This window comes from Rhizobium sp. Leaf384 (assembly GCF_001424065.1).
Lineage (GTDB): Bacteria > Pseudomonadota > Alphaproteobacteria > Rhizobiales > Rhizobiaceae > Ferranicluibacter.
The window spans coordinates 666,253-691,048 of record NZ_LMQE01000001.1; the positions used below are offsets into that span (position 1 = coordinate 666,253).

22 protein-coding genes, 1 tRNA gene and 2 pseudogenes are annotated in these 24,796 nt (G+C 63.5%); 11 read left to right on the forward strand and 14 right to left on the reverse strand.

The genetic code is table 11. From position 1 onward, the window contains the following. Window positions 1-23 precede the first annotated feature (23 nt). Together smpB and dapA are read right to left on the reverse strand one after the other, a co-directional pair. Window positions 24-500 carry an SsrA-binding protein SmpB gene (gene smpB, locus ASG25_RS03155; protein ID WP_062469127.1) on the reverse strand — a complete coding sequence of 159 codons (477 nt, stop codon included), beginning with the start codon at window positions 498-500 and terminating at the stop codon, window positions 24-26. Beyond that, window positions 500-1,384, reverse strand: a complete 885-nt coding sequence (gene dapA / locus ASG25_RS03160; RefSeq protein ID WP_062469130.1) for a 4-hydroxy-tetrahydrodipicolinate synthase — start codon at window positions 1,382-1,384, stop codon at window positions 500-502. The genes smpB and dapA overlap by 1 nt, the downstream gene beginning before the upstream one ends. Window positions 1,385-1,695: 311 nt before the next feature. On the opposite strand from dapA, the gene ASG25_RS03165 reads away from it, so the two are divergent. Together ASG25_RS03165 and ASG25_RS03170 are read left to right on the forward strand one after the other, a co-directional pair. Continuing rightward, the gene (locus ASG25_RS03165; RefSeq protein ID WP_062469133.1) at window positions 1,696-3,840 is read left to right on the forward strand and encodes a lytic transglycosylase domain-containing protein; all 2,145 of its coding nucleotides are present in this window, start codon (window positions 1,696-1,698) and stop codon (window positions 3,838-3,840) included. A gap of 118 nt (window positions 3,841-3,958) precedes the next feature. Next, window positions 3,959-4,864, forward strand: a complete 906-nt coding sequence (locus tag ASG25_RS03170; RefSeq protein ID WP_062469136.1) for an alpha/beta hydrolase — start codon at window positions 3,959-3,961, stop codon at window positions 4,862-4,864. Window positions 4,865-5,096: 232 nt separating this feature from the next. On the opposite strand, the gene ASG25_RS03175 is transcribed toward ASG25_RS03170, so the two are convergent. Next, a complete protein-coding gene (locus tag ASG25_RS03175; protein WP_062469140.1) occupies window positions 5,097-6,068 on the reverse strand; it encodes a porin in 972 nt (323 codons plus the stop codon). A gap of 517 nt (window positions 6,069-6,585) precedes the next feature. Between ASG25_RS03175 and ASG25_RS03185 the strand changes: the two genes are divergently transcribed. Together ASG25_RS03185 and ASG25_RS03190 are read left to right on the forward strand one after the other, a co-directional pair. Continuing rightward, the gene (locus tag ASG25_RS03185) at window positions 6,586-7,683 is read left to right on the forward strand and encodes a porin (protein ID WP_062472026.1); all 1,098 of its coding nucleotides are present in this window, start codon (window positions 6,586-6,588) and stop codon (window positions 7,681-7,683) included. Between the two features lie 337 nt (window positions 7,684-8,020). Further along, the gene (locus ASG25_RS03190) at window positions 8,021-9,010 is read left to right on the forward strand and encodes a site-specific integrase (RefSeq protein ID WP_062469146.1); all 990 of its coding nucleotides are present in this window, start codon (window positions 8,021-8,023) and stop codon (window positions 9,008-9,010) included. Window positions 9,011-9,188: 178 nt separating this feature from the next. Here the strand turns inward: ASG25_RS03190 and ASG25_RS03195 are convergent, their stop codons facing one another. From ASG25_RS03195 to ASG25_RS03215, 5 genes and pseudogenes are all read right to left on the reverse strand, one after another. Further along, window positions 9,189-10,010 (reverse strand): transglutaminase family protein, encoded by an 822-nt coding sequence (locus tag ASG25_RS03195; RefSeq protein ID WP_062469149.1) that lies wholly within the window; start codon window positions 10,008-10,010, stop codon window positions 9,189-9,191. A 166-nt stretch (window positions 10,011-10,176) separates the two neighbouring features. After that, window positions 10,177-11,043 (reverse strand): annotated as a pseudogene (locus ASG25_RS03200) (transglutaminase family protein); the annotation flags it as partial. Between the two features lie 212 nt (window positions 11,044-11,255). Continuing rightward, on the reverse strand, window positions 11,256-11,552 hold the full coding sequence (locus ASG25_RS03205; RefSeq protein WP_062469152.1) for a hypothetical protein: 297 nt from the start codon (window positions 11,550-11,552) through the stop codon (window positions 11,256-11,258). A 211-nt stretch (window positions 11,553-11,763) separates the two neighbouring features. Next, window positions 11,764-13,158: a hypothetical protein gene (locus ASG25_RS03210; RefSeq protein ID WP_156379726.1), complete on the reverse strand. Its 1,395-nt coding sequence runs from the start codon at window positions 13,156-13,158 to the stop codon at window positions 11,764-11,766. A gap of 532 nt (window positions 13,159-13,690) precedes the next feature. After that, window positions 13,691-13,780, reverse strand: a tRNA-Ser gene (locus ASG25_RS03215). 248 nt (window positions 13,781-14,028) lie between these two features. Between ASG25_RS03215 and ASG25_RS03220 the strand changes: the two genes are divergently transcribed. The 3 genes from ASG25_RS03220 to ASG25_RS03230 all read left to right on the forward strand — a co-directional run bounded on the left by ASG25_RS03220 (window position 14,029) and on the right by ASG25_RS03230 (window position 16,147). Beyond that, window positions 14,029-14,394, forward strand: coding sequence for a PilZ domain-containing protein (locus tag ASG25_RS03220; RefSeq protein ID WP_062469155.1), 366 nt, complete (start codon window positions 14,029-14,031; stop codon window positions 14,392-14,394). Window positions 14,395-14,469: 75 nt separating this feature from the next. After that, window positions 14,470-14,883, forward strand: a complete 414-nt coding sequence (locus tag ASG25_RS03225; RefSeq protein WP_062469156.1) for a DUF2177 family protein — start codon at window positions 14,470-14,472, stop codon at window positions 14,881-14,883. Window positions 14,884-15,022: 139 nt separating this feature from the next. Continuing rightward, the gene (locus ASG25_RS03230; RefSeq protein WP_062469157.1) at window positions 15,023-16,147 is read left to right on the forward strand and encodes a pyridoxal phosphate-dependent aminotransferase; all 1,125 of its coding nucleotides are present in this window, start codon (window positions 15,023-15,025) and stop codon (window positions 16,145-16,147) included. A 97-nt stretch (window positions 16,148-16,244) separates the two neighbouring features. On the opposite strand, the gene ASG25_RS03235 is transcribed toward ASG25_RS03230, so the two are convergent. After that, a complete protein-coding gene (locus tag ASG25_RS03235; protein ID WP_062469160.1) occupies window positions 16,245-16,766 on the reverse strand; it encodes a DUF992 domain-containing protein in 522 nt (173 codons plus the stop codon). 270 nt (window positions 16,767-17,036) lie between these two features. Here ASG25_RS03235 and ASG25_RS03240 point away from each other — a divergent pair, with 270 nt between their 5' ends. Both ASG25_RS03240 and ASG25_RS03245 read left to right on the forward strand, forming a co-directional pair. Continuing rightward, a complete protein-coding gene (locus tag ASG25_RS03240; protein ID WP_062469163.1) occupies window positions 17,037-17,660 on the forward strand; it encodes a L,D-transpeptidase in 624 nt (207 codons plus the stop codon). Between the two features lie 211 nt (window positions 17,661-17,871). Next, entirely contained in the window at window positions 17,872-18,822 is a 951-nt protein-coding gene (locus ASG25_RS03245) for a diacylglycerol kinase family protein (protein ID WP_062469166.1), read from the forward strand. A 36-nt stretch (window positions 18,823-18,858) separates the two neighbouring features. Here ASG25_RS03245 and ASG25_RS03250 read toward each other — a convergent pair whose 3' ends face one another. The 3 genes from ASG25_RS03250 to ASG25_RS23085 all read right to left on the reverse strand — a co-directional run bounded on the left by ASG25_RS03250 (window position 18,859) and on the right by ASG25_RS23085 (window position 21,171). Then, entirely contained in the window at window positions 18,859-20,358 is a 1,500-nt protein-coding gene (locus ASG25_RS03250) for an AMP nucleosidase (protein WP_062469170.1), read from the reverse strand. Between the two features lie 101 nt (window positions 20,359-20,459). Beyond that, complete coding sequence (locus ASG25_RS03255; RefSeq protein WP_062469173.1) at window positions 20,460-20,798, reverse strand: YnfA family protein; 339 nt, start codon at window positions 20,796-20,798, stop codon at window positions 20,460-20,462. Window positions 20,799-20,997: 199 nt separating this feature from the next. Then, window positions 20,998-21,171: a hypothetical protein gene (locus ASG25_RS23085; RefSeq protein WP_092932804.1), complete on the reverse strand. Its 174-nt coding sequence runs from the start codon at window positions 21,169-21,171 to the stop codon at window positions 20,998-21,000. A gap of 320 nt (window positions 21,172-21,491) precedes the next feature. On the opposite strand from ASG25_RS23085, the gene ASG25_RS03265 reads away from it, so the two are divergent. After that, window positions 21,492-22,193: a glutathione S-transferase N-terminal domain-containing protein gene (locus tag ASG25_RS03265; RefSeq protein ID WP_062469182.1), complete on the forward strand. Its 702-nt coding sequence runs from the start codon at window positions 21,492-21,494 to the stop codon at window positions 22,191-22,193. 256 nt (window positions 22,194-22,449) lie between these two features. Here the strand turns inward: ASG25_RS03265 and ASG25_RS03270 are convergent, their stop codons facing one another. Further along, a complete protein-coding gene (locus tag ASG25_RS03270) occupies window positions 22,450-22,797 on the reverse strand; it encodes a DUF2147 domain-containing protein (RefSeq protein WP_062469186.1) in 348 nt (115 codons plus the stop codon). Window positions 22,798-23,245: 448 nt separating this feature from the next. On the opposite strand from ASG25_RS03270, the gene ASG25_RS03275 reads away from it, so the two are divergent. Beyond that, window positions 23,246-23,512, forward strand: a complete 267-nt coding sequence (locus ASG25_RS03275) for a sel1 repeat family protein (protein ID WP_062469189.1) — start codon at window positions 23,246-23,248, stop codon at window positions 23,510-23,512. Window positions 23,513-23,668: 156 nt separating this feature from the next. Here the strand turns inward: ASG25_RS03275 and ASG25_RS23360 are convergent. Further along, a pseudogene (locus ASG25_RS23360) lies at window positions 23,669-24,795 on the reverse strand (electron transfer flavoprotein-ubiquinone oxidoreductase); the annotation flags it as partial. Window position 24,796 lies beyond the last annotated feature (1 nt).

Consider the following 24,796-nt stretch of genomic DNA (forward strand, 5'->3'; position numbering starts at 1 on the left):
GACGGGGCGAGGATGTCGCCGTGTCAGCCGTCCTTCAGCAGGCGGCTCTTCTGGCGGTTCCAGTCGCGCTCTTTTTCGCTTTCCCGCTTATCGTGCAGCTTCTTGCCCTTGCCGAGTGCCAGCTCCAGCTTGGCCCGCCCCTGATCGTTGAAATAGATCTTCAACGGGATCAGCGACATGCCTTCACGGTTGACGGCGCCCTGCAGCCGGTTGACCTCCCGCTTCGACAGGAGAAGCTTGCGGCGCCGGCGCGGCTCGTGGTTGAAGCGGTTGGCCTGGAGGTATTCCGGCAGATAGGAATTGATCAGCCACATCTCGCCGCCCTCGTCGGTCGCATAGGACTCGGCGATGTTGGCCTTTCCCTCGCGCAGCGACTTGACCTCGGTTCCGGTCAGCACGAGGCCCGCCTCGTACGTGTCGAGGATCTCGTAATTGTAGCGCGCCTTGCGGTTTTCGGCGACGATCTTGCGAACGGTGCGCTCGCTGCCCTTCGGGGCCATCAGTTCAACAGCCCTGCATGGACAAGCGCCGCGTCGATCGCGCTCTCGGTGGCCGGCTCAAGCGACGACATGAGCGGGGAACGGACCTGACGGCTCATGCCGCGAAGCCGGTGAAGGGCAAATTTCGAACCGCAGACGCCGGGCTCCATGAAAATCGCCTTGTGCAGGGGCATCAGCTGGTCCTGGTAGTCGAGTGCCTTGGCAAAATCGCCGGCACGGGTCGCATTCTGGAAGGCGGCGCTCAGGCGCGGCGCCACATTGGCGGTGACCGAGATGCAGCCGACGCCACCATGCGCATTGAAGCCGAGCGCCGTCGCATCCTCGCCGGACAGCTGCACGAAATCCGCACCGCAAGTGATGCGCTGCTCGGACACGCGCTCGATCTTGCCCGTCGCGTCCTTGACGCCGACGATCGACGGATGCGCCTTGCGCAGGGCGCCCATCGTTTCCGGAGTCATGTCGATGACGGAGCGGCCGGGAATGTTGTAGATCACGATCGGGAGCCGGACAGCCTCGGCGATCGCCGAAAAATGGGCAAAAAGCCCCTTCTGCGTCGGCTTGTTATAATAAGGTGTGACGACGAGGATACCGTCGGCGCCGGCCTTCTCCGCATGCTGCGCAAGCTCGATGGCTTCGCGGGTGTTGTTCGACCCCGCACCGGCGATCACGGGGACGCGGCGACCGGCGGCCTCGATGCAGAGTTCGACGACGCGTTTGTGCTCAGCGTGCGAGAGCGTGGGGGACTCGCCCGTCGTCCCCACGGGAACGACACCATGGCTGCCCTCGGAAATCACCCACTGGACGTGATCGACGAATGCGTCTTCATCCACGGAGCCCGTCGGTGTGAACGGGGTGACGAGAGCGGGAATGGACCCCTTGAACATGCACGACTCCTGACGGCGCGCGGGCATCGGAAACCCATGCTTCGGCCGCATTTCACGGTTAGAAAATCGCCGGCACCTTAATCGTCCCGACCTCCGGCGGCAAGCATTGACTGACGGCGCAGGAGAGACGGAAACGGATGAGACGGCCGGGGGTTCAAGCGGTTAGCGCCGATATGTTCAGGTCTTTCGCGATCACGTTTCCGGGCAAACGCGGGATCGGGGGCCGGCTTAACCTTTCATTAGCATCTCGATTGCCAAATGAGGTAGGATTGCAAAGCGGCGTACGGTCGATCATGGGCGGGAAAGTTTTCATGCGTGGTGCCATCCCTCGAACTCTGGTCGCCGCCCTGAGCGTTTCCGCGCTTGGCCTCGGCACGCTGGTCATTCCGCTCGGCGCGCTGGCGGAAACCGCAGGCGTGCCCCTTCCCCTGTCGCGGCCCACCTCGGTTGCGTCCGCTGCGGAGGCGTTCGTGCCGGTTCCGCGTGCGCCTGCCGCCTTTACCGGCATGAATGGGGGCATGACCGACGGGGGCATCACCGGCGCCATTCCGCGCAGCGTCGTTCCCGCCTCCGTCGAGGCTCTCAAGACCGGTCTCGACGCACTGACGAACCGTGATCCCGTTCGTGCCATCGCCGTGCGCGACGCCATGGGGGACGAGACGCTCGACCGACACATTCTCACCTGGGCGATCGCCCAATCGACGCAGAAGGGCATCCCCTCCTACGAGATCGCGCGGGCCCAGCAGGAACTGAAGGGCTGGCCCGGCCTCGGCGGGCTCAGGGCGAGCTCGGAACGGGCCCTCTACCGGGAAAATCCGCCCTCCAGGGACGTGCTCGCGGCCTTCGGCAACACCCCGCCGGAGACGTGGGAAGGGTCTCTCATCCTCGCACGGGCGCTGGTGGCCAAGGGCGATCCGCGTCAGGCGGCGGGCCTGATACGCGCGCTCTGGGCAACGAAAGCGCTGGATGCTGCCACCGAGACGAAGGTTCTTGCGGAGTTTCCGACGCTGCTGACCACGGCCGACCACAAGCGCCGCATGGAAATGCTGCTCTATCGCGGGCGCTTCGAGCAGGCGACGCGCTTCAGCGATCTCGGCAAGGCGCAGTCACTGTATCGAGCCTGGCTCGCCACGTCGAAGAAGGCCGCGAATGCCGATGCTCTGATCGCGGCCGTCGATCCGTCCTGGCGCGGCGATCCGGCTTTTCTGTTCGTGCGGATCGAACAACTGCGCAAACAGGAAAAATACGACGCAGCCGCAAAGCTTCTGCTGCAGCTGCCGAAAGACCCAGACCGTCTCGTCGATAGCGGAGAATGGTGGGTCGAGCAGCGCATCATCAGCCGCGGCCTTGCCGATTCGGGCGATTTTCGCGGTGCCTACCGGGTCGCCGCCGCGCATGTCGCCACGGATGCCGCCGATGTCGTGGACGCGGAGTTCCACGCCGGCTGGTACGCTTTGCGCGGTCTTCAGGACGGACAAACGGCGGCTGCCCATTTCCAGCGCATTTTGAAAGCGTCCAACCGTCCGATTTCGGTTTCGCGGGCCTACTACTGGCTCGGCCGTGCCGCCGAAAAGGGCGGACCCGGCCAGGCGAAAACCTATTATGCCAAGGCGGCGGCCCTTTCGGGCACGTTCTACGGGCAGCTTGCCGGCGCGAAGCTCGGGCGCAAGACGCTCAATGTGACCTATCCGAGCCCGACGGCCGACGACCGCACGCGGTTCGAGAGCCGCGAAGCTGTGCGCGCCATCGCCCGGCTGGAAGCCGCCGGTCACGGGTGGCGGGCAGACGGGCTCTATCTGGCGCTGGCCGACAATCTGACCAGTCCGGGCGAACTTGCCATCCTGTCGGCCCGCGCGGAAAAGACGCGTACGCACAGTCTTGCGCTGCAGGTCGGCAAACTTGCCTTCGGCCGCGGCGTCGATGTCGCGGCGTTGGCCTTCCCGCTGGGCGTCATCCCCGGCACAGCCAATATCTCCGGCTCCGGCAAGGCCCTTGCCTATGCCATCGCGCGTCAGGAAAGTGCGTTCAACCCCGCCGCCGTCTCCCCGGCCAACGCCCGTGGGCTGCTCCAGATCCTGCCGACGACGGCGAAGCTCGTCGCGAGCCGTCACGGCATTCCCTATTCCAAGGAACGGCTGACGACGGATGCCGGATACAATGCGACCCTCGGGGCACATTATCTCGGCGAACAAATCAACGATTTCGGCGGCTCCTATATCCTGACCTTTATCGCCTACAATGCCGGCCCGCGTCGCGTGCCAGAGTGGATCGGCCGCTATGGCGATCCACGCGGCAAATCCATCGACGAGGTCGTGGACTGGATCGAGCGGATTCCCTTCGCGGAAACCCGCAACTACGTGCAGCGGGTGATGGAAAACTATCAGGTCTATAAATCTCGGCTCGGACAGGAGGCCGATATCGTTGAGGATCTGAGAATGGGTCGCCAGTCCTCCTGACCCTTCCGTCGACGCGTGTTCGTCGTCCGTCCGCTTTCTCCCCCGCCTCGCCATCGTCCCCTCACACCGCTATAAGAAGAGACGCGCGACTGCGCGTCGTCGGGCGGAGGACAGGCTGTTGGACAGGCTCAGGGACAAGACCGGAATCATCGAGCATGTCATCCGGGTCCGGGACGGGTTGACGATTTTTGCAGCCGAGTATCCGGCCGCCGCGGGTCATGCCCGGGACAGCGCCCTCCTCCCGGTCATCTGTCTCCCCGGCCTCAGCCGAAATTCGCGCGATTTTCACGGCTTTGCCAAGGCGGTCTCGAGCGATCCGGTAAAGCCGCGTCGTATCGTGTGCATCGACTATCGCGGTCGTGGCCGATCCGCCTGGGATCCGGACCCGAGCCGTTACCAGCTTGCGGTCGAGGCCAGCGATGTTCTCGAGGTCTGCAGCGCCCTCGATATCGACGCGGCGATCTTCGTCGGCACATCGCGGGGCGGCCTGATCCTGCATCTCCTGCCCGGCATGGCGCCGGATCTCGCTCGCGCCAACATCCTCAACGACATCGGCCCGGTCATCGAGATCGACGGATTGCTGGCGATCGCCCGCTCTCTGACTGCGGAAGGCCGCTATCCCTCATGGCGTGCCGCGGCCACGGCGCTGAAGATGTTGCACGGACCCGCCTTTCCGGCCCTTCAACCTTCGGACTGGGACGAGATGGCGCGGAGCCTCTATCGTGAGGCAGACGGCGTGATCCGAGCGGATTTCGACCCTGCGCTGGTCGCTCCGCTTCTCGAGCTCTCGGCTGAAACGCGGCTTGCCGATCTCTGGCCGCTTTTCGACCGGCTGCGGGATCGTCCGCTGATGGTGATCCGGGGCGAGACCTCGACGTTGTTGTCTGGAGAGACGGTCGCGGCCATGGGCCGGAGACATCCGGCACTGCACGCGCTGACGGTTGCGGGCCAGGGCCACGCTCCCCTCCTCCATCTTCCCGACGTCATCGGGCCGATCAAGGCCTTCCTCGCGACGCTCGACTAAAGCGCGTTGCGTGAAAAAGGGATTCACGCAACGCGCTTCAAGGTCTTGTTGTGATGCATGTCGTTTCCCGAAACCGCTGCACAGTTTCGGGCGGCATGCATCAAGAAGCGACGGAGCCGAGACACGCGCCGGGACGGCGAGACGGTGGCCCGATCAATAGGCGTGGTTCGAAAACGAAAAAACCCGGCATCGCTGCCGGGTTTTCCATCAATGACCGTGAGGTCAAGTGATATTAGAAGTCGCGCTGCAGACGGAGGAAGCCCGTCCAGTCCTTCTGGTCGCCCGGGAGCGATTCGTCGCTGTCCGTGTAGTTGACGGTTGCGAGCGTGCGCAGGCCAGTCGTGATCTGGTAGCCAGCGGTTACACCAACGCGCCATGCATCTTCGTTCGAGAACTCGTTGCCTACGCGAACGTTACCGAAGTACTGAGCGGCCGGGGTGATCGTGAACTTCTCGGTTGCCTTGATTGCGTATTCAGCAGCAACGGTCCACTCCGAACGGTCGTAGTAGTAGTTCGGGTCGGTGGCGTATTCGCCAGCGATGCCGAGCGTGCCCGGGCCGAGTTCAGCCGTTGCGAGGATGCGGAAAGCAGCTTCTTCAGCGTCGAAGTCGTAGGAAGCGAGGCCGTAGATGTTGAAGCCAGCGATCGTTGCGCCGAGCTTGCCGGAAACGCCGAGGCTGTCGTTCGGGTCGTTGTTGGTCGGGTAGGAACCGCCTTCGATTTCTTCAACCGAAACGCCAGCGAGGAAAGAACCGCCGTCGTAGGTGTAACGAGCCGAGTTCTGCAGAGCGCCGAACGAAGAGTCGAGCGAGTCGGTTTCGCCAGACAGGCCGTCGTCCCACCAGCTGTAGAAGTAACCGACGTCGAAGCCAGCGATGTTGATCCATGCGCCGTCGAGGAAGGTGTCGCCGTCAGCGTCAGCCTGGATGTTGATGTAGGAAGACAGAGCGCCGAATTCGGTGTCGTTCTTCGCTTCGATCGTCAGGTAACCGCGGCTGTAAGCGTTTACGTCGCCGTTGTTGCGGATGCCGAAGCCGTCATCGTTGATTTCGAGCTGGGTACGAACGTAACCACCGATCTTGAGGCAGGTTTCCGTGCCGGGGATGTAAAAGTAGCCCGTGCCGACGATGGCGTCGGCAGCGTGTGCGCCGGATACTGCTGCGAGAGCGGCAGCGGAGCCGAGAAGAAGGCTCTTAATGTTCATTTCTGACCTCCAGTCAAAAGTTTAAAACGGGTCTGGGTATTTTGCTGAAGGACAGCGTTCCCTGCCCCATCCCCAACACTTCAGAAGTTGGCGATCAACCGCCCTTGCTTCTGGATTTGAAAATACCTGACGCGGCCGATGGCGCAATCACCAACTTGCGATCGCGCACCCTTTCGTCGGCCCTTCCGCATGTCCTGTTGCTGAAACGACACAAAATGGCCATTCGGGCGCTCAACTCTTAACAAGCTCTTAAGAAAATTGTTTGTTGAGAATGGCTTAGGTTGGCCGAAGCTTGCCTGAAACTGGTGAGAATCGTGGCAAAACAGCGGCTGTTGGCCGGCCTGCCCGCGATCCATCCCCTGCTTCGTCGCCCCTCTCCTGGCCGCGTCCGTATTCACAACGCGGTTCGTGCACAGCCGAGAATCGGTTGCGGCGGATGATTCCCGACGAGAATCGTTTCCGGATCTTGGCGTTCACGGAACGAACGGACCGGTCGGGCGCGTGCGGCCGGTGGCGGATGGGCACTCCAGGCGCACCGCTCTCGCGCGCCACAATCTCCAGGCCTTGTCAGTCCCTTCTCGGCTCCGCTGCCGCTCTCGCAGCAGTATCCGGCGCACACGCTGCCGACGCCATCGTCGCTGCTGAACCGGAAGCAATGGAATACGTCCGCGTCTGCGACGCTTTCGGCGCGGGCTACTTCTACATCCCCGGCACGGAAACCTGCCTCAAGATCGGTGGCCGTGTTCGTACGCAGGTCAACTTCGCCGACGGCAACGCGAGCAACTGGCAGTCCTACACCCAGGGCTACCTGACGTTCGCCGCCAAGAGCGACACCGATCTGGGCGCGCTGACCGCCTACATCAACCTTCAGGCCGATACGGACAAGCAGTACGGCAAGACCGACGGCACGCGCGGTCTCGGCGGCGTGGCTCTCGATGGCGCCTGGATCAATCTTGCAGGCTTCGACGTCGGCTACTTCTACAACTGGTGGGACCAGTACGGCATTGCCGGCGAGACAGGTAGCCTGGGCGGCAATCTCGTCAACTCTGCACGCTACACCTATGACGGCGGCGCTTTCTCCGCCGGTGTTGCGATCGAAGATCTTCGCAAGCAGCCTGCCCAGAACCGTTCCAGCAACAACGATCTCGGCACATCCGCTCTGCTGCTCGGCACCGTCGGCGGTGTCAAGGCACTCGTCATCGGGTCTTACGACTTCGATGTCGACGAAGCCGCCTTCAAGGGTGTGGTAACGGCAGAAGTCGGTCCGGGCTCGCTCGAGATCGCAGGCGTCTACGCAACGGATCCCAGCGCGTATTGGTCAAAGTCTGAGTGGTCTGTCGCAGCCGCCTATGCCCTCAAGGCATCTGAAAAGCTGAAGATCACTCCCGGCGTTCAGTACTATGGAAACGTCGACCAGAAGGCATTCGGCGGAACGGCTGTTGGCTTCAGCAACGACGATGCCTGGACGGCCGGCCTGACCGCAGAATACCTGATCACCGATGGCCTGAAGACACTGGCGACGGTCAACTACACCAAGGTTGATTATGACAAGACCCCCGCTGGCGTCGACGACGACAACTGGACCGGCTTCCTTCGTCTGCAGCGCGACTTCTAAGTCCCGCTACCGCAACGTCGTCAGACCTTCGATCTGAAGGTCTGACACCAAAATCATAAAGCCTGCAGTTCTCGCGAACTGCGGGCCTTGTGGTTTTGGAATTTTGAAAATAAGTATGCTCTGTATAAGGCATATACCATACACGGGGATCGGGGCGTTTCGCCTTGGTCCGGCTCTCGAGACCTCGAAGCCATCGCGCTTCTCTGTTCACACCCTCTGCATCGACCTGCGGTGCCGAGAATGCGGACCTGCGTCCACCGTTCTGCGCGGCTGTTTCGCCGCGCCGACAAGACCTGCATCGGCGCCGCCTTCCGGCGCATCATTGGAGACGGCATACATGGATATCAGCGGCAAGTCCTTTCCGGCGGACACCTATGGCGCCGGTTCGTTTTCCGGCCTGTCCTACACCCTGCGGACGGGATGCGATTTCGAGCCGCCGGCCACGCATACCCTCGTCACGCTTCTCGATCGCTATGGCGACACGCTGTGGGAGGGCGGCAAGCACAAGGCCAATGTCGTCGCCTTCATCCACGACCTCTACGACATGATGGCGGACAAAGAGTTTGGCGGCTTCTCCCAGGACATGCTCGACCGCCTGGTGAATGCGCTGCGCAAGCGCGGCAACAGCAGTGCCACGATCAACCGCAAAATGTCGGCGCTGAGCAAGCTCCTGCGCAAGGCACACAAGATGGGCGACATCTCCGTCCTGCCCGATTTCACCCGCCAGAAGGAGCGCGCCGGCCGCGTCCGCTTCCTGGAGCATGACGAGGAGGCGCGCCTCTTTGCCGCGATCGGCGCGCGCAACGACCTCTATCGGCGGCTCTGCATCTTCCTGGTGGACAGCGGCGCGCGGCTCGGCGAAGCGCTCGGTCTGCGCTGGAACGACCTGCAGGGCTCCATGGCCACCTTCTGGATCACCAAATCCGGCCGCAGCCGTTCCGTTCCCCTGACGACGCGTGCCCGCAAGGCCGTCGGTCATGCCACCTCGCGCGGTCTCGGGCCGTTCTCCGGCATCGATCAGCAGCAGTTCCGCACGGTGTGGAAGCTTGCCAAGCTGGACGCCGGTTTTCTCGACGATCCCGATCTCGTGCCGCATGTGCTGCGGCATACCTGCGCGTCGCGGCTCGTCCGCGGCGGCATCGATATCCGCCGGGTCCAGATGTGGCTTGGTCACCAGACGCTGCAGATGACGATGCGCTATGCGCACCTCGCCTCGCACGATCTCGATCTGTGTGTCCCGGTGCTGGAGCGCGCGAACAAGACCTCTGCCGCCGCCGCCAAAGCCAGGCGCATGCCGCAACAGGCGCCCTCGGCGCCGCCGTGCTAATGCATCTCGCACGAAAATGTGCAGCGGTTTCGGGAGATGACATGCGTCAAACCGCGTTGCGTGAACCCTTTTTCACGCAACGCGCTTTAGAGAAAAAGAAAGGCTGTGGCCTGCCGAACCATCCGCCGCGCGGAATGGCGGATGCCGCTGCGGCAAGCCGATGTCGTGGAGGCGCAGCCTATTGGCTGCCGTCCTGCACGATCTCGTCCGTCACCACGTCGAAGCGAACGAGGGTCGCCGGGCCGAACGCGGTGGACAAGGCGACGTCCGTCGCATCGCGGCCGGTCGCCATGAGAATGCGGCCGATCCGCGGCTTGTTGTGCCGGGCGTCGGCGGTGTGCCAGTGGCCGCCGAGATAGACCTCGAACCAGGCACTGAAATCCATCGGATTGACATCGATCGGCACGCCGATATCGCCGAGATAGCCGGTGCAATAGCGCGCCGGAATGTTCATCGCCCGGCAGAGCGTGATCGCCAGATGCGCGAAGTCGCGACACACGCCGACCTGCTCCGTAAAGCCGCCAAAGGCCGATCGCGTCGAATCGGCCTTCATATAGTCGAAGCGGATGTGGTTGTGGACGAAGTCGAGGATCGCCGCCACGCGCGGCCAGCCGGGCGGCGTGTGGGAAAACGTCTGCCATGCGAAGTTCGAGAGACGATCGGTGTCGCAATACCGGCTGCCGAGCAGGAAGACGAGCACGTCGTCGGGCAGATCCTTGATGGAGTGCTGCACGGCGTCATGCGGGATGAGGTCCGGCTGGCCGCTGTCGTAGATCTCGAACGTGGTGGAGAGCGTCGTGATCCCGGCCGGGGCGACGATCCGGCTGCAGCTGTTGCCGAAGCCATCGACATATTCCCAGGCCTCGATCGGCCGGTCGAACTGCAGAACCTGATCCGTCAGCAGGTCCACGCGCCTGGAAGGATGAATGTTGAGCACCAGCAGCATGGCGGTGTCGTGTTGGCATTCATAGCTGATGTGGAACCCGGCTTTGATCTTCAAATGCTCTATCCTTCGGTGTGGAGTGACGGGAGGGTCATGCGGGGCGGGAGAAAGCGTGCGATGCGGATGGTTGCGCGGGCTCCGGCGTGTCGAGCGTTTCGGGTTTCGAACCTTCGGGATGCGCGTTGACATTTGCGGGCTGCGCCACGGCCGGGTGCAGGGCCTCGCTGATAACGTTGACCTGCACCGTCATACTGTCGAAATCCCCCTTCTTGCCGTCGTAGCTTCCCGACAGCGGCACCGCCTGTCGCGGCGTGCGCGCGACGCCGACGCGGATCAGGTCCCGGTTGCCGACGATCCCGTTGGTCGGATCGAACTCCACCCACCCTGCCCCCGGCAGATAGACCTGGCACCAGGCATGGGTCGATCCGCCGCCGAGCGTCACCTGCCCATCGCGGCTCGGCACATAGATGTAGCCCGTGACGAAACGGGCCGCGAGACCGAGCGAGCGGGCGGCCTCCATCATGAGAAGCGCGAAATCGCGGCATGTTCCCTTGCGCAGGCGCAAGGTCTCCAGAGGCTGCTGCGTGCCATGTTCCTGCCGGCGCGCATACACGAAGCCTTCGCGGATCGCGTAGCAGAGCGTCATCAGGAGATGCCCGGTTTCCGTCGGCCGGCCGACGCGCACGAACTGGCGCGCCCATTTGCCCACCTGATCCTCCGGATCCGGGCAATGCCGCTTCATCGTCTGCTCGAGATCAAATGCCTCTTCGGGATCATAGGCGAACGGATAGGTGCGCGCCTCCTCGTCGATCTCGAAATCGATCGGCACATGCGGCGTGTGTTCCAGCCGGATCAGCGTCTCGAAGGTCAGCTCGCGCGCCGGCTTTTCAAAACCCACCAGCGCCACGCAATTGCCGAACACATCGTGGATCCAGCGAACATAGCTCGGTTCGGGCGAGACATGCAGCGAGGCCTCGAGCAGCCTCTGGTCGAAACTGTCGCGCGGGCGGAACATCAGCCGGTGTTCGCCAAAGCCCACCGGCCGCTTGTAACGATAGGACGTCTTGTGGTGAACCGAGAAGAGAACCATTAGCCGACGTTAGCACCTCATATGCCGCCCGTCGCTGGGAAAGCTCACGACACCGGGGAAATTGCGGGGGGCGTCCGCGGCGCGTGCTTCTCCGCCCGGCCCCGGGCCGTGATCCGCGACGTCGCGCCCCGAACGATCCGTCCTTCAAGCGGTTTGAGCGCCTGCTTCCCGCGCCACGCGTGCGCACCCTTCGGCCGAGACCGGGCCCATCCTTATCGGAACGGCCCGTCGGACGCGGCCGCGCAGGCATCGAGCTCGCGAACGACCGCCCGCAGATAGGTGCCGCGCCGGCAATCGCCCGCCTGCAGCGATTCGACCGACAACGCGTCGCGGATCCTGTCGATGAACCCCTGATGATCGAAGGCGTCCGAACGCACATTGACCTCGACCTCCTCGACATAATGCGACACCAGCGGCTCCAGATCGAGGTTCCCGTCCGCCTGATAGGCCGACGCCATATGCTGGGCGAGCTTGACCATCTGCACATAGGGCCCGAGCGCGGTGCTCATGAAAGTCTCCTTCGTGGCTTGCTGCCCCCGCCACCAGGGACGAAAAGGCTGTCGAACTCCCGTGGAGATGGGGATGCCGCCCGCCGAAGCCATCGCTCCCCCGATAAACTTTCCGTCAGATGAGAGATGGAGACGCCGGAAAAAGGCTTGGATAGGCAGCAGGGGGCGTCGTCGGGGGCACGGTCACGCCGTCGTCAACGTCCGACGGCATTCAGTCCGCGATTTTTCGTACCGCAAGCCTCGACGCGGCACGATGGATGTTCAAAGCCGATCCCCGGTTTTGGAAGCACTCGAGCTTGATGTACCGGCCCGCCGAAAGACGAATTGTGGCGCTCGTCTGCACGGAGGTTTCCGTGCCTGCGGTTGCAATCGCGGCGATGAGCTCGGTCGATCCGGCCATAACCTCGCCTGAGGCTTGAAGACGCGCTCCCCGCATGCCCTTCGGGTCAGGAGCGAAGACGACGTTCCCTGCGATGGAATAGACCCCGTCTTCCCAGATGAAGACCGTATCCGCGTTCGACGCCGGGTTGTGCATGGCGGAGCTGTCTTCGATGTCCGGAGCACTGTAGTCGACAGACGTCCACGTGCTGTCGGCGATGGACGCGACGTCTTCGCCGATGGCACGCACGGAGAGCTCGTGAAACCCCTGCTGCGGAGCGATGGTGTGCCCCTGGCTCTCTAGACCGGAGATCGTGTTTCGGCGGAAGCCGACGACGCCCGGGTGCGGGATTTCGTTGACGGCTCCGTAGCGCATCAATGCCCCGGCACCACGATCGTCGATGGCGGTGAAGTGATCGACCCGAATGCCTTGTGGATAGTCAGGCTTGTTGTGTCCTGCAATGATGGCAAGACCGGCCCAGTTGCCGAAGGCCGGCGACCCGCCAGGATTGATCGCCCGGCAATCAGAAATGCGCAGGTTCTGGGTCTCGTTGGCTGCGGCGATGGAAGGCTCGCTTGCCGGTGAAATCACAAATCCGGCTCCACCGGCCAATATCGATGTACACCCCAGGATCGACCCCTCTTGCGCGGTGTTCGCGCATTTGAACCCCCAAGTATCGTTCTGGTAGGAAACATGATTCCCAATGACGAAATGTCGGTTCCCGACGCTCCCTGTCAGGTCGATGCCCTGATCCACGTTCCTGTTCATACCGCCGATGACGGTAAACCGGGAGTTTCCAGCCAGCGCCAGACCACGCGTAAAACGCTTGCTCGCTGACCCGGCAATCTTCCCGGTAAAATCCATCACGCGCGGGTCGGTCACGCTAAACTGCTTGCAATTGTTCACGCGAATGCCGTTGATGACATCATCCGTTGCGACCGGCAGATCGTAGTTCAGATCACGCACCTGCGGCGAGCGGATCGAAAATGCGTCACAACTCAGGACAGCGATACCGTTCCCCGGCCCACCCTTCGACGCCTTTGCCTCCACAACATCGAAATCCGACGAACCGTCGATCCAGATCAGGCCGTGGTTTTCAATATCGCCCGACGTATAGACACCGGTCCCGATGACCTCGATCTTGCGCAGGACGAAGCCGGCTTGGTCGCGCAGGAAAAGCGCTCTGTGAACCGCGCCGGGTGTGCCCAGCTTCAGCCTGCCGTTCATGAGGCCCTTGAACGAGCCGGTCGATGGCCGGAGGTCGCCGTCGAAGTTGAACGTCAGCCCCTCGAGGTCGACCACGAAACCGGACTGCAGGGCATCGAGAAGCCGGGAGAACTGAGAGGACGTGACCCCGTCCTCGACCGCGCCCAGGCCGAAATAGCCGTAGGACTTCGCCAGCCCGTCATCGATTGCCGTCTGCACGACGGCGGCCGTAGCTGCCCTTCCAAGCGGCGTATGGCCGATGTTGATTCGCAAGGTCGCGCTGGCATTGCGAAGGAAACGGCTAGCGCTCATCATGGAGTTCCGGCACATGGTTGCGGGCTCGTCGCCCACATCAACGGGACGTGACGGGGCAAAGCGGCGCTCTTCGTCGCAACATTGGTCATCGGCACCCCGGAACAGACGGACGCACGTCTGACCGCAGCCTCCAGCGTCCTTCCCCACCTCTGTCGGAGGCAATCAGAATATGAGGCCGGGATGCAAACGCCCAAACGGAGACATTCAAAGAGGAAAACGTATGAATCAGGGAGAAAAATGGCGGAGAAGATGGGATTCGAACCCACGATACCCTTCCGGGTATACTCCCTTAGCAGGGGAGCGCCTTCGACCACTCGGCCACCTCTCCGTCGAGGCCCCTGATAGGATCAATCCACGTGGGGATCAAGGGCTATTTGGTCTTTGCCGCGACGATCTTCCAAAACGGCGGCGCGGATGCCGGGTTGCGTCGGCGGACAGGACGATCGGGGCGGATTGATGCGCCCGCTTCATGCCGGCCTGACGTCCCCGCTTGACGTCCGGGGGTGACAAGGTTGAAACAAGGCTGAAAGCCTAGAGATCGGGAACGACCGAGCGACCCTTTACCGGAGCAATCCCATGTCCATGATCATGCACAGGGCGGAGGCCCGTCCGGGGCAGACAAGTGCAACCTACAAGCACTTTTTCGTCGAGCGTCCCTGCCGCATTCTCGTGGTCGGCCAGCATCTGAAGCCCAAGACGAAATATAACGGGCTCCTGCGGCATATCTCGATCGGTGGCGCCATGATCGATTTCAATCCGGCCGTCTCCTTGCCGCAGCATTTCTTCGTGGAAATCATCGGCTTTCCCGAAGAGATCGGCAGCACGGTGGTGCACCGGATCGGCTCGGAGCTCGGCGTCCGCTTCAACATGCAGTTGACGCCGGAGTTCATCCGCCAGTTGATCCGCATGGATTTCGCCCACAACGGCATTGCCACGCGTTAAGCGCTCTTCCCGACACGACGCGCGGTAATCCGGTTGCGGTTCGCCTCCGTAGACGTGTCAAACAGGAGCGCGACGATGAAGACCTATCTGATTGCCTATGCCGGTACCCTCCTCTCCTTCCTCGTCGTCGACGCCGTTTGGCTGGGCGTAGTGGCGCGGACCTTTTATCGCGACCAGCTGGGCGACCTCATGTCGCCGCAGCCGAACCTCGCCGTCGCGGCGGTGTTCTACCTGTTCTTCGCCGCCGCCATCGTCATCCTCGCCGTCCTTCCGGGGCTCCGGGCAGGTTCGCTGCTGACGGCGATCGGCTATGGCGCGGTGCTCGGGCTCGCCGCGTACGGCACCTACGATATCACCAACCTTTCCACCCTGCGGAACTGGCCGGCCCTCCTCAGCATGGTGGACATGATCTGGGGCACCTTCCTCACTGCCCTTGGCGCTGCCTGCGGCCTGATGGCCGTTCGCTGGCTCGGCGACGCCTCGGTCTGAGGCGCGTGCGGCGGCACGTCGGCGCCGCGTCGATGGCCTTGTATTCCTTTGCGCTTCGTCGGTGCATCGGGGAAAGCGGTTGCCTGCTTTCCCCGGCAGACGCTAGGGTGGCGAACCGTCGTCACCATCGGACCCCGACATGTCAGCTTTTGCCCGCTTCACGCCGCTTGCCCGCTCCCTTCCCGCAACCGTGCCCTTCGTCGGGCCGGAAGCCATCGAGCGGCAGCGCCATGCCCGGCTGACGGCACGAATCGGGGCGAACGAAAGCGGCTTTGGCCCCTCCCCGGTCGCAGTGGCCGCCATGACAGCCGCACTTTCGGACGTCTGGAAATACAATGATCCGGAAAATTTCGACCTGAAGCAGGCGCTCGCCCGGCATCTCGGCGTGGGCGCCGACCATCTGGCCATCGGCGAAGGCATCGACGGGCTCCTCGGCCAGATCGTGCGCCTGGTGATCGAGCCCGGCATGCCCGTGGTTACCTCGCTCGGCGGCTACCCCACCTTCAACTTCCATGTCGCCGGCCATGGCGGGCGACTGGTGACCGTGCCCTATGATGGCGACGATCGGGAAAACCTCGCAGGCTTGCTCGAGGCCGTGCGCCGCGAGGATGCGCCGCTCGTCTACCTCGCCAATCCCGACAATCCGATGGGCAGCTGGTGGGATGCCGACAGCGTGCTGGATTTCGCGCGCGCGCTGCCGGAAACGACGTTGCTCGTGCTCGACGAAGCCTATGGCGAGACGGCACCGGACGGCACGCTGCCTGCGCTCTCGGCCCTTATCGACCGGCCGAACATCATCCGGACGCGGACGTTCTCGAAAGCCTATGGCCTTGCCGGCGCGCGCGTCGGCTATGCCATCTCCACGCCGGGCACGGCCGCCGCCTTCGACAAGATCCGCAATCATTTCGGGATGAACCGCATCGGGACGGCAGCGGCGCAGGCCGCCCTCAGGGATCAGGCCTATCTGCAGACCGTGATTGAACGGATCGCCGCCGCGCGCGCGACCATCGCCCGCATTGCCGAGACGGCCGGCCTGAAGGCGCTGCCCTCGGCGACGAACTTCGTCGCGATCGACTGCGGCCGCGATGCGGCCTTTGCGCGGGCCATCGTGGATGGATTGATGGATGAGGCCGGCGTCTTCATCCGCATGCCGGGCGCCGCGCCGCTCAATCGTTGCATCCGTGTCAGTGCGGGTCCGGAGGCCGAAATGAATGCGCTCGCACAGGCGCTTCCCCGCGTTCTCGACCGGCTCCGCCGCGCGTAAGGCGTCGGTCGACGCCTCGCCGTCGCCCGACCTCAAGGCATGAAAAAAGCGCGTGGCCTAGGCCACGCGCTTTTTTCGTTTACCGTTTCTCAGGCGATCAGTTAACCGAGGTCAACGTCATCGACGTGCCCGTTGCGGCGATGTTCAGGCCGACCTGACCCTGAAGGCTCAGGAGCTGCAGGTGGATCGAACCCGACGTGCCGCCGGTCAGAACATTGGCGCCGACGCCGAGACCGACCGTGGCTTCCGCGGACGCCCCCTGGTAGAGACCGGCCAGCGAGCCGTGGTGATAGCCGGCGGTCGGTGCGAGGACGGCCCAGATCAGGCGGCCTTCGGTGGTGAAGCCGAGGTCGATGCCGAGCTTGCGCATGGCGCCGGAGTAATCGTCCACGGGTTCGCCGTCGATGGTCGACTTGAAGGCGCAATTGACCTCCTTCGACGAGCCGAGAACATAGCCGGCACCCCCGGCAATGGTGCAATCGAGATAGCCGATCTTCACGCCGTTGCGGGCGCCGGAGTCGGAATAGGACTGTGCGGGGGCGAGGTCGGCGGCCATGATCGGGAGGGTGCCGGATGCCATGGCTGCAGCGCAGACGATGCTGGCGAGGGATTTGTTCATGATTTTCTCCTGTCAGAACGAGATACGGACATCGACCCGAGATAGGGCGGAAATGCGTTTGGCCCGTTATAACGCGCGACGCGGCGAAACGATCCGACCCGCCTGTGACCGGGATGTCACAAACCATGACAGGGCGTTACGGATGCGCAGTACGGCCAGATGGACCGGCACGACGCTGCGGCTGACCGCGCCAATGCAGGATATTTACCAGGCGTTAACCATGTTTCCAGCACGTTGGAGGGACCAGAATCACCTGATCGGGGCTCGTCCATGTCCATCTCCCGCCGCGGCCTGCTGCTCGGCTTTTCCGCTCTTCTTGCCGGTTGTGCCGACACCGGCTCGATTGCCCGGCTGAATTATGCGGCCTTGCCGGACGAGCGGTTTCCCCTGCCCGCAGTGCCCCTGGACCAGATCGAGCCGGATCTGCGTCGGCAGGACGTTGCCTACCCAACCGGCTACGCCGCCGGGACCATCGTCGTCGATACCCCGGCGCGGCGGCTCTATTACGTGCTTGGCGGGGGTCGGGCCATGCGCTACGGCATCGGCGTCGGGCGAGAGGGCTATGCGCTCTCCGGCAATGCCTATATCGGCCGCAAGGCGGAATGGCCCACCTGGACGCCGACACCCAACATGATCCGTCGCGATCCCGAGCGAAATCTTAAGTATGCCGGTGGCCTGCCGGGCGGCCCGAACAATCCGCTCGGCGCCCGCGCCATCTACCTCTACCGCGGCGGCAACGACACGCGCTTCCGCATTCACGGAACGAATCAGCCCCGTTCGATCGGGCAGGCGATGTCGAGCGGCTGCGTCCGCATGCTCAATCACGATGTCATCGATCTCTATGATCGCGTGAAGGCGGGCGATCAGGTGGTGGTTCTCCAGGCGGCGGCGTGAGGCGACCGCACGTCGTCTGACGCGAAGAAGGAGCCAAGTGAGCCGGGGCAAAACCTTCGCCAGTCTGCGCGAAGACGAAATAAGCTGCGCGTGCCGCACGGCGGTCATCTTGAAGCCCGTGACGAACGCCGCATATACGATCCGGCGGCAGGGACCGACCGGGGCATGCCCGGTCTGCCCATGCCGTAGCTCAGACACAGCCGGGATCCGCATGAAGCTCAAAGCGATACTGAACAGCGACGGCGGCACCTTTCGCACCACCGACATGAAGGCCTATTCCCAGGCCATGGATTCGGCCTTCCGCTCGGCCGGACACGACATCGAGATTGCCGTGGTGTCGGGCGACGACATGGAAGCGGAACTCAAGAAAGCCGCCAACCGGGACGATCTCGATGCGATGATCGCCGGCGGCGGCGATGGCACAATCTCGGCCGCCGCCGGTGTCGCCTGGAAAAGCGGGCTGCCGCTCGGCGTCGTGCCGGCCGGGACCATGAACCTCTTTGCGCGCTCGCTGAAGCTGCCCCTCGACATCTGGAAGGTTCTCGACGTGCTCGCGACCGGCGAGGTGATCGACGGCGACATCGGCAGCGCCAACGGCCGGGCCTTCGTGCACCAGTTTTCCATGGGTCTGCATGCGCGCATGGTCCGCTACCGCGAGTCCTACAGCTTCGCCTCCCGCCTCGGCAAGATTTCGGCCAGCACGCGTGCCGCCATCGGCGTGGTGTTCAACCCGCCGCAGTTCCGCATCGAGTTTCGGGCGGATGGCGTCACCGAGCGCCGAAAGGTTTCCGCCCTGTCGGTGTCCAACAATCACTTCGGCGCCAACGCGCTGATGTATGCGGACGACCTGACCGGCGGCCATCTCGGCTTCTACACGGCGCCGCCCCTCACCCCGCCGGGCGTCGGCCGGCTCGTGTTCGATATTCTCAGGGGCAAGTTTCGCGAGAGCACGCTCATCACCGAGATGAGCGTCAAGCAGGTGGAGCTCTATTTCCCGCACGCCCGCAGGCACAAGATCAACTGCGTGATCGACGGCGAACTCCTGCCGCTTCGCGGCGATGTCGACATCCGGATCCATGCGGGCGAGCTGAAACTGCTCGTGGGACGACCTGTCGAGCCGCAGGCGGCAGCCGTCACGCCGCCGCCGGACGCGACGGCCTGATCGAGGCCACCCTCCGCCGGCGCCGATCTGTCGAGATTACTGGAACGCCGTCTCGAAGAAGCTGCGAAGCTTGCGGGAATGCAGCTTTTCGGGCGGCATTGCGGCAAGCTTTTCCAGGGCGCGGATGCCGATCTGCAGGTGCTGGCTGACCTGGTTCTTGTAGAAGGCGGTGGCCATGCCCGGCAGCTTCAGCTCGCCATGCAGCGGCTTGTCGGACACGCACAGCAGTGTTCCATAGGGCACGCGGAAACGGAAACCGTTCGCGGCGATCGTGGCGGACTCCATGTCAAGCGCGATGGCGCGCGACTGCGAGAGCCGCTTGACCGGGCCGCGCTGGTCGCGCAGCTCCCAGTTGCGGTTGTCGATGGTCGCGACCGTGCCCGTCCGCATGATGCGCTTGAGGTCGTAGCCCTCGTAGCCGGTGGTTTCGGCCACCGCTTCCTGCAGCGCCATCTGCACTTCGGCGAGAGCGGGGATCGGAACCCAGACCGGCAGGTCGTCGTCCAGCACGTGGTCCTCCCGCACATAGGCGTGCGCCAGAACGTAATCCCCGAGCGCCTGGCTGTTGCGCAGGCCGGCGCAGTGACCGAGCATCAGCCAGGCATGCGGGCGCAGGACGGCGATGTGGTCAGTGATCGTCTTCGCATTGGACGGGCCGACGCCGATATTGACGACGGTGATGCCGCCATGCCCCTTCTTCTTCAGGTGGTAGGCCGGCATCTGCGGCAGGCGCGCGAGCGTAAGGTCGCTGTCCGGCGCGTCAGAGCCGGCCTGTGTCACGATATTGCCCGGCTCCACGAAAGCCGTGTAGCCATTGCCGCCCTCGGCCATCTGCTTGCGGGCCCAGGCGCAGAACTCGTCGATATAGAACTGGTAGTTTGTGAAGAGCACGAAATTCTGGAAATGGGCTGCGCTGGTGGCCGTGTAGTGGCTGAGGCGCGCCAGCGAATAGTCGATCCGTTGCGCGGTGAATGGCGCAAGCGGAAAGGGTTCGCCGGGTCCGGGCTCATAGGCGCCGTTGGCAATTTCGTCGTCGGTGGTCGAAAGATCCGGTGTGTCGAACAGGTCCCGCAGCGGCACGTCGATGTTTTCGGCAAGCGATGCCTCGACATGCGCGCCCTCGCCGAAGGCGAAGTGCAGCGGGATCGGTGTCAGGGATTCCGATACCGTGACCCCGGTGCCGTGGTTGCGAATGAGGAGACCCAGCTGTTCCTTCAGATAGTGACGGAAGAGCTTTGGGCGCGTGACCGTGGTCGTGTAGACGCCGGGCGCGGTGACATGGCCGTAGGACAGCCGCGAATCGACATGGCCGAAACTGGAGGTTTCCATGCTGACCTGCGGGTAGCAGGCGCGGAAACGGCTGGCGGCCACGCCTTTGCCAAGCGCCGTGAACCCATCCACCAGGAACGCCGTGTTGCGATCATAGAGCGCCGTCAGCGCATCGACAGCCTTGACGGGATCGTCGAACGTCTGCGGCTCGAAGGCCTCGGGCATGGCAACGGGAAGGACGGGGACGGAGGAGATTCGTGCGCTCATGCGGCATTATAGGATGCCGCCAAAGACAAGCAAACGACAAGTGGCGCCGCGGCGCTGCAATTCCTGCGTCCGCGCTTCCAGACGCTGCCGGCAGCCTGTCTTCAGCTTCGGGCCGGCACGAGGATGACGAGCGTGCCGGCCAGGGCCAACAGCACGCCGGCCAGATCGAACCGATCCGGCCGCACGCCTTCCGCAAGCCACATCCAGAGGACCGAAGCCGCAATGTAGATGCCGCCATAGGCGGCAAAGCTCCGACCGGCCGCCGGCTGCGGGCTGAGGGTCAGGAGCCAAGCGAAGGCGATCAGACTGGCGATGCCGGGAAGGAGCCAGAGCACGGACCGATCGAGCCGAAGCCAGGCCCACAGGCTGAAACAGCCTGCGATCTCGAACAGGGCTGCGCAGGCATAGAGGACAAGGGTGGAGAGAGGGCGTGCGACCATGTCGCAATGATGCTCGCACCTGGGGGATCGGCACAAGCGGATTTGTCGTCGCGGACGCCGTTCCCGGAAACCGCACCTGGGGACGGGAAAACATCGACGGGCCGGGAACTCGCCCGGTTTCGTCAGGTTGGAATGCGGGATGGGCGAGGACGGGTGGTGTCTTGGCACCGCCCGCCCGGTCGATGACCTCCGCCCGATGTCAGAGCTTTGCCTGGCAGAACTGCGCGGTATGGGCGGTGCAGTCGGCCAGCGTCGTGGTGTAATCGTGCTGGCGGCGGCGCTCGGTATCGGCGCTGACGGCGGCTGCCAGGCTCATGGCGAAGACGACCATGAGAGCGCTGATGATCGTGAGGCGGCGAGCAAGAATATCCATGACAGTCGATCCGTTCGAGGCGATTGGGGTGGGTGTGGGTTCGATGATCGTCTTTTCGCACACGCCGCCTGAATTCTAGCTGAGAGGTCGGTTCATGTGCCGTTCAGGTTGAATGCTGCATTGCACGGAGTCTCGTTTTCGGCCCCTCGCCGGACGGCCGGGCGCAGCCTGATGGCCGGCCCGGGACAGGCGCCCGCGTCGGCCCCGCGTCGGCCCCGCGTCGGCAATGGGTGGGCAGGTCTCGGTCGGAACGGTTCTCGTTCTGCGGTTTCTGCGCTAGGTTCACGCGAATCCATGCGTTCGAGAAACCGGAGACACCCATGTCCGCACCGATAGACCTCTATTACTGGCCGACCCCCAACGGCTGGAAGATCACGATCATGCTGGAAGAGCTCGGCCTTCCCTACGCGGTCAAATATGTGAACATTTCCAAGGGCGAGCAGTTTGCGCCCGATTTCCTGAAGATCGCCCCCAACAACCGCATGCCGGCCATCGTCGATCCCGACGGTCCGGGCGGCGCGCCGATCTCGGTGTTCGAGTCCGGTGCCATCCTGCAATATCTCGGCCGCAAGACCGGGCGCTTCTACCCGAGCGACGAGCGGGCACGCGTCGACGTCGATCAGTGGCTATTCTGGCAGATGGGCGGACTTGGCCCGATGGCCGGGCAGGCCAATCATTTCCGGCATTACGCGCCCGAAAAGATCGCCTACGGCATTGACCGCTACACCAACGAGGTCAATCGCCTTTACGGCGTCATGAACCGGCGTCTCGCCGATCGGGCGTTTCTGGCCGGCGAGTATTCGATCGCCGACATGGCCTGCCTCGGCTGGGTGCGCCAGTATGAAAGCGGCGGACAGGATCTGAACGACTTCCCGCATCTCAAGCGCTGGTTCGAAACGCTTTCCGCCCGCCCGGCCGTCATCGCCGGCTTCGATGTCGGGCGTGAGGAACGCGAGCGGCAGAAGCATCTTTCGGAAGACAAGGATGCGCAGAAGATCCTCTTCGGCCAGCGCGCGCAGTAAATCGCCCTGAAGTGGCGGAGCCCATCACGAAGCGGGCTCCGCCGTCCTGCACCTCTTCGTTATCCCTGCCCCGTTCTGCCTGGCTTGGCGGAGCCGACAACGTTCTGGACACCCAAGGGCCAACGGGATGACCAGCCTCAGGGCCGCGGACGCCTAGAGCGCGGTGCGTGAAAAAGGGTTCACACACCGCGCTTCAAGGTCTTGTTGTGATGCATGTCGTTTCCCGAAAGCGCTGCACACGTTCGGGCGACATGCATTAGAGCCGGCTCCAGGTCTGGCTCTTGCAGAGCACCTTCAACACGCAACCCTTCAGCTTTAGCTGGCTGCCGGTAACGGCAGCAGAGCCGCTATAGGTCTTGTCGTTGTTCGGGTCCGTCACCTCGCCGGTGTAGCTTTCGCCCGATCCGGATAACGTGCCGATCTTTTTCCCCGCATGCTTGCCCGTCTTCACCGTGATGCAGAAGCTGCCGCCGCAGCTCTCGATCGCGGCGGTCTCTCCATTGGCCGTCTTCCAGTTGCCGACGATCGGCTCGGCCGCAAAGGCCGGCAGGGCAAAGAGGGCGGCGCCGAGTGCCGCGGCAGACAGTCTCGATAGGATCTTCATGAACTCTCCCTCCAAACGACGCTCCCGAGCGCCCGCATCAAAGTTACGTGAACGTAAAGGGAATGTCAAAAGGCGGTGCGGAAAAGTCCGGACGCGCTGTTCGTCTTCCTGCCCGCAAAAGCGCCATCTGTTTCGTGGTGAACGAAGCGTTGAAATCGACGTGTAAAAGATGCGTAAAATTTGCGGCAAAAGCCCCGTATTGCAGGGTGCTGGATGTTTAACAAAAACCCAAGTTTACCAATCGTTTGAACTTCGTTTGCTGCGAATTAATCATGCATTTTAAGCGCCCATTGAAGGCCGTGCGGCATACTTTAACCCATAAGACGAGCGGAGACGAAACACTCCGCCGACAGCCTCCGGAAGATCAAGAGCCCCGCAGAGGGCCGGGCTTCCAGGGGTCGAAACAGGGACTGCACGAAGAAACGTCAACGCAACAGGGACAACGACAATGGCACGCTTCGACCTTCAGAATTTTACCTATGCCACGATCGGCGGCGAGAACCGCGCGGAAGCCTTCTGCAACATGGGCCTGATGTACGCCACCGGCCGCGGCTGCGATGTCGACGTGATCGCCGCGCACAAATGGCTGAACATCGCCGCCATCAAGGGCTCCGAGCGGGCCGCCGAGCTGCGCGCCGAGCTTGCCGCCACCATGTCGAAGGCGGATCTTGCCATCGCACTCCGCTCGGCCCGCGAATGGATGACCGTGCATTGATCGATCCCACCAACGAAAAACCCTCCCTCTCCGCACCACCGTCCTTCAGGCCGACCTGACAGGACGTGGACGGAGAGCGGAGGGTTTTCGGCGTGGTCGAGACCCCGTCTCCAGACGCCCGTTACCTGACGCGGACAGTCCGGACCGCGTTTTCCCCTACATGTTCGGGTAGACCGGCCCCTCTCCGCCCTGGGGCGGAACCCAGGTGATGTTGCCGTTGGGGTCCTTGATGTCGCAGGTCTTGCAGTGCACGCAGTTCTGCGCGTTGATCACGAACGCCGCCTCGCCGTCCTTTTCCACCCATTCATAGACGCCGGCCGGACAGTAGCGCGTCGACGGACCGGCATAGACGTCGTGCTCGGAGCGCTTCTGCAGCGCCATGTCCTTCACCTTGAGATGGACCGGCTGGTCCTCCTCGTGGTTGGTGTTGGAAAGGATAGACGTCGTGCTCGGAGCGCTTCTGCAGCGCCATGTCCTTCACCTTGAGATGGACCGGCTGGTCCTCCTCGTGGTTGGTGTTGGAAAGGAACACCGAGGACAGGCGGTCGAAGGTCAGGACGCCGTCGGGCTTGGGATAGGCGATCGGCCTGTGCCGCGCCGCCGGCTCGAGGCTCTGCGCATCGGTCTTGCCGTGCTTCAGCGTGCCGAAGACCGAGAAGCCGAGAAGCTGGTTGGTCCACATGTCGAGGCCGCCGAGCGCAACGCCCGCCACCGTGCCGAGCTTCGACCAGAGCGGCTTGACGTTGCGCACCCGCCGCAGATCCGTGCCGATCGGGCCGGCCCGCCATTCGGTCTCGATCTCGATCCAGAGCGGCTTGACGTTGCGCACCCGCCGCAGATCCGTGCCGATCGGGCCGGCCCGCCATTCGGTCTCGATCTCGATCACCTCGTCGTTGGCCCGTCCGGCCGCAATCGCGGCCGCGATCTTCTCGGCGGCCATCTTGCCCGACAGCATCGCATTGTGGCTGCCCTTGATGCGGGGCACGTTGACGAAACCCGCCGAACAGCCGATCAGCGCACCGCCGGGGAAGGTCAGCTTCGGCACCGACTGGTAGCCGCCTTCGGTGATGGCGCGGGCCCCGTAGGACAGCCGCTTGCCGCCCTCGAACGTGCCGCGGATCGCCGGATGCGTCTTGAACCGCTGGAACTCCTCGAACGGATGGAGATAGGGGTTCTTGTAGTTGAGATGCACCACGAAGCCGACGGCCACCGTGTTGTCCTCGAGATGATAGAGAAACGAGCCGCCGCCGGTGCGAAGGCCAAGCGGCCAGCCGAAGGAGTGCN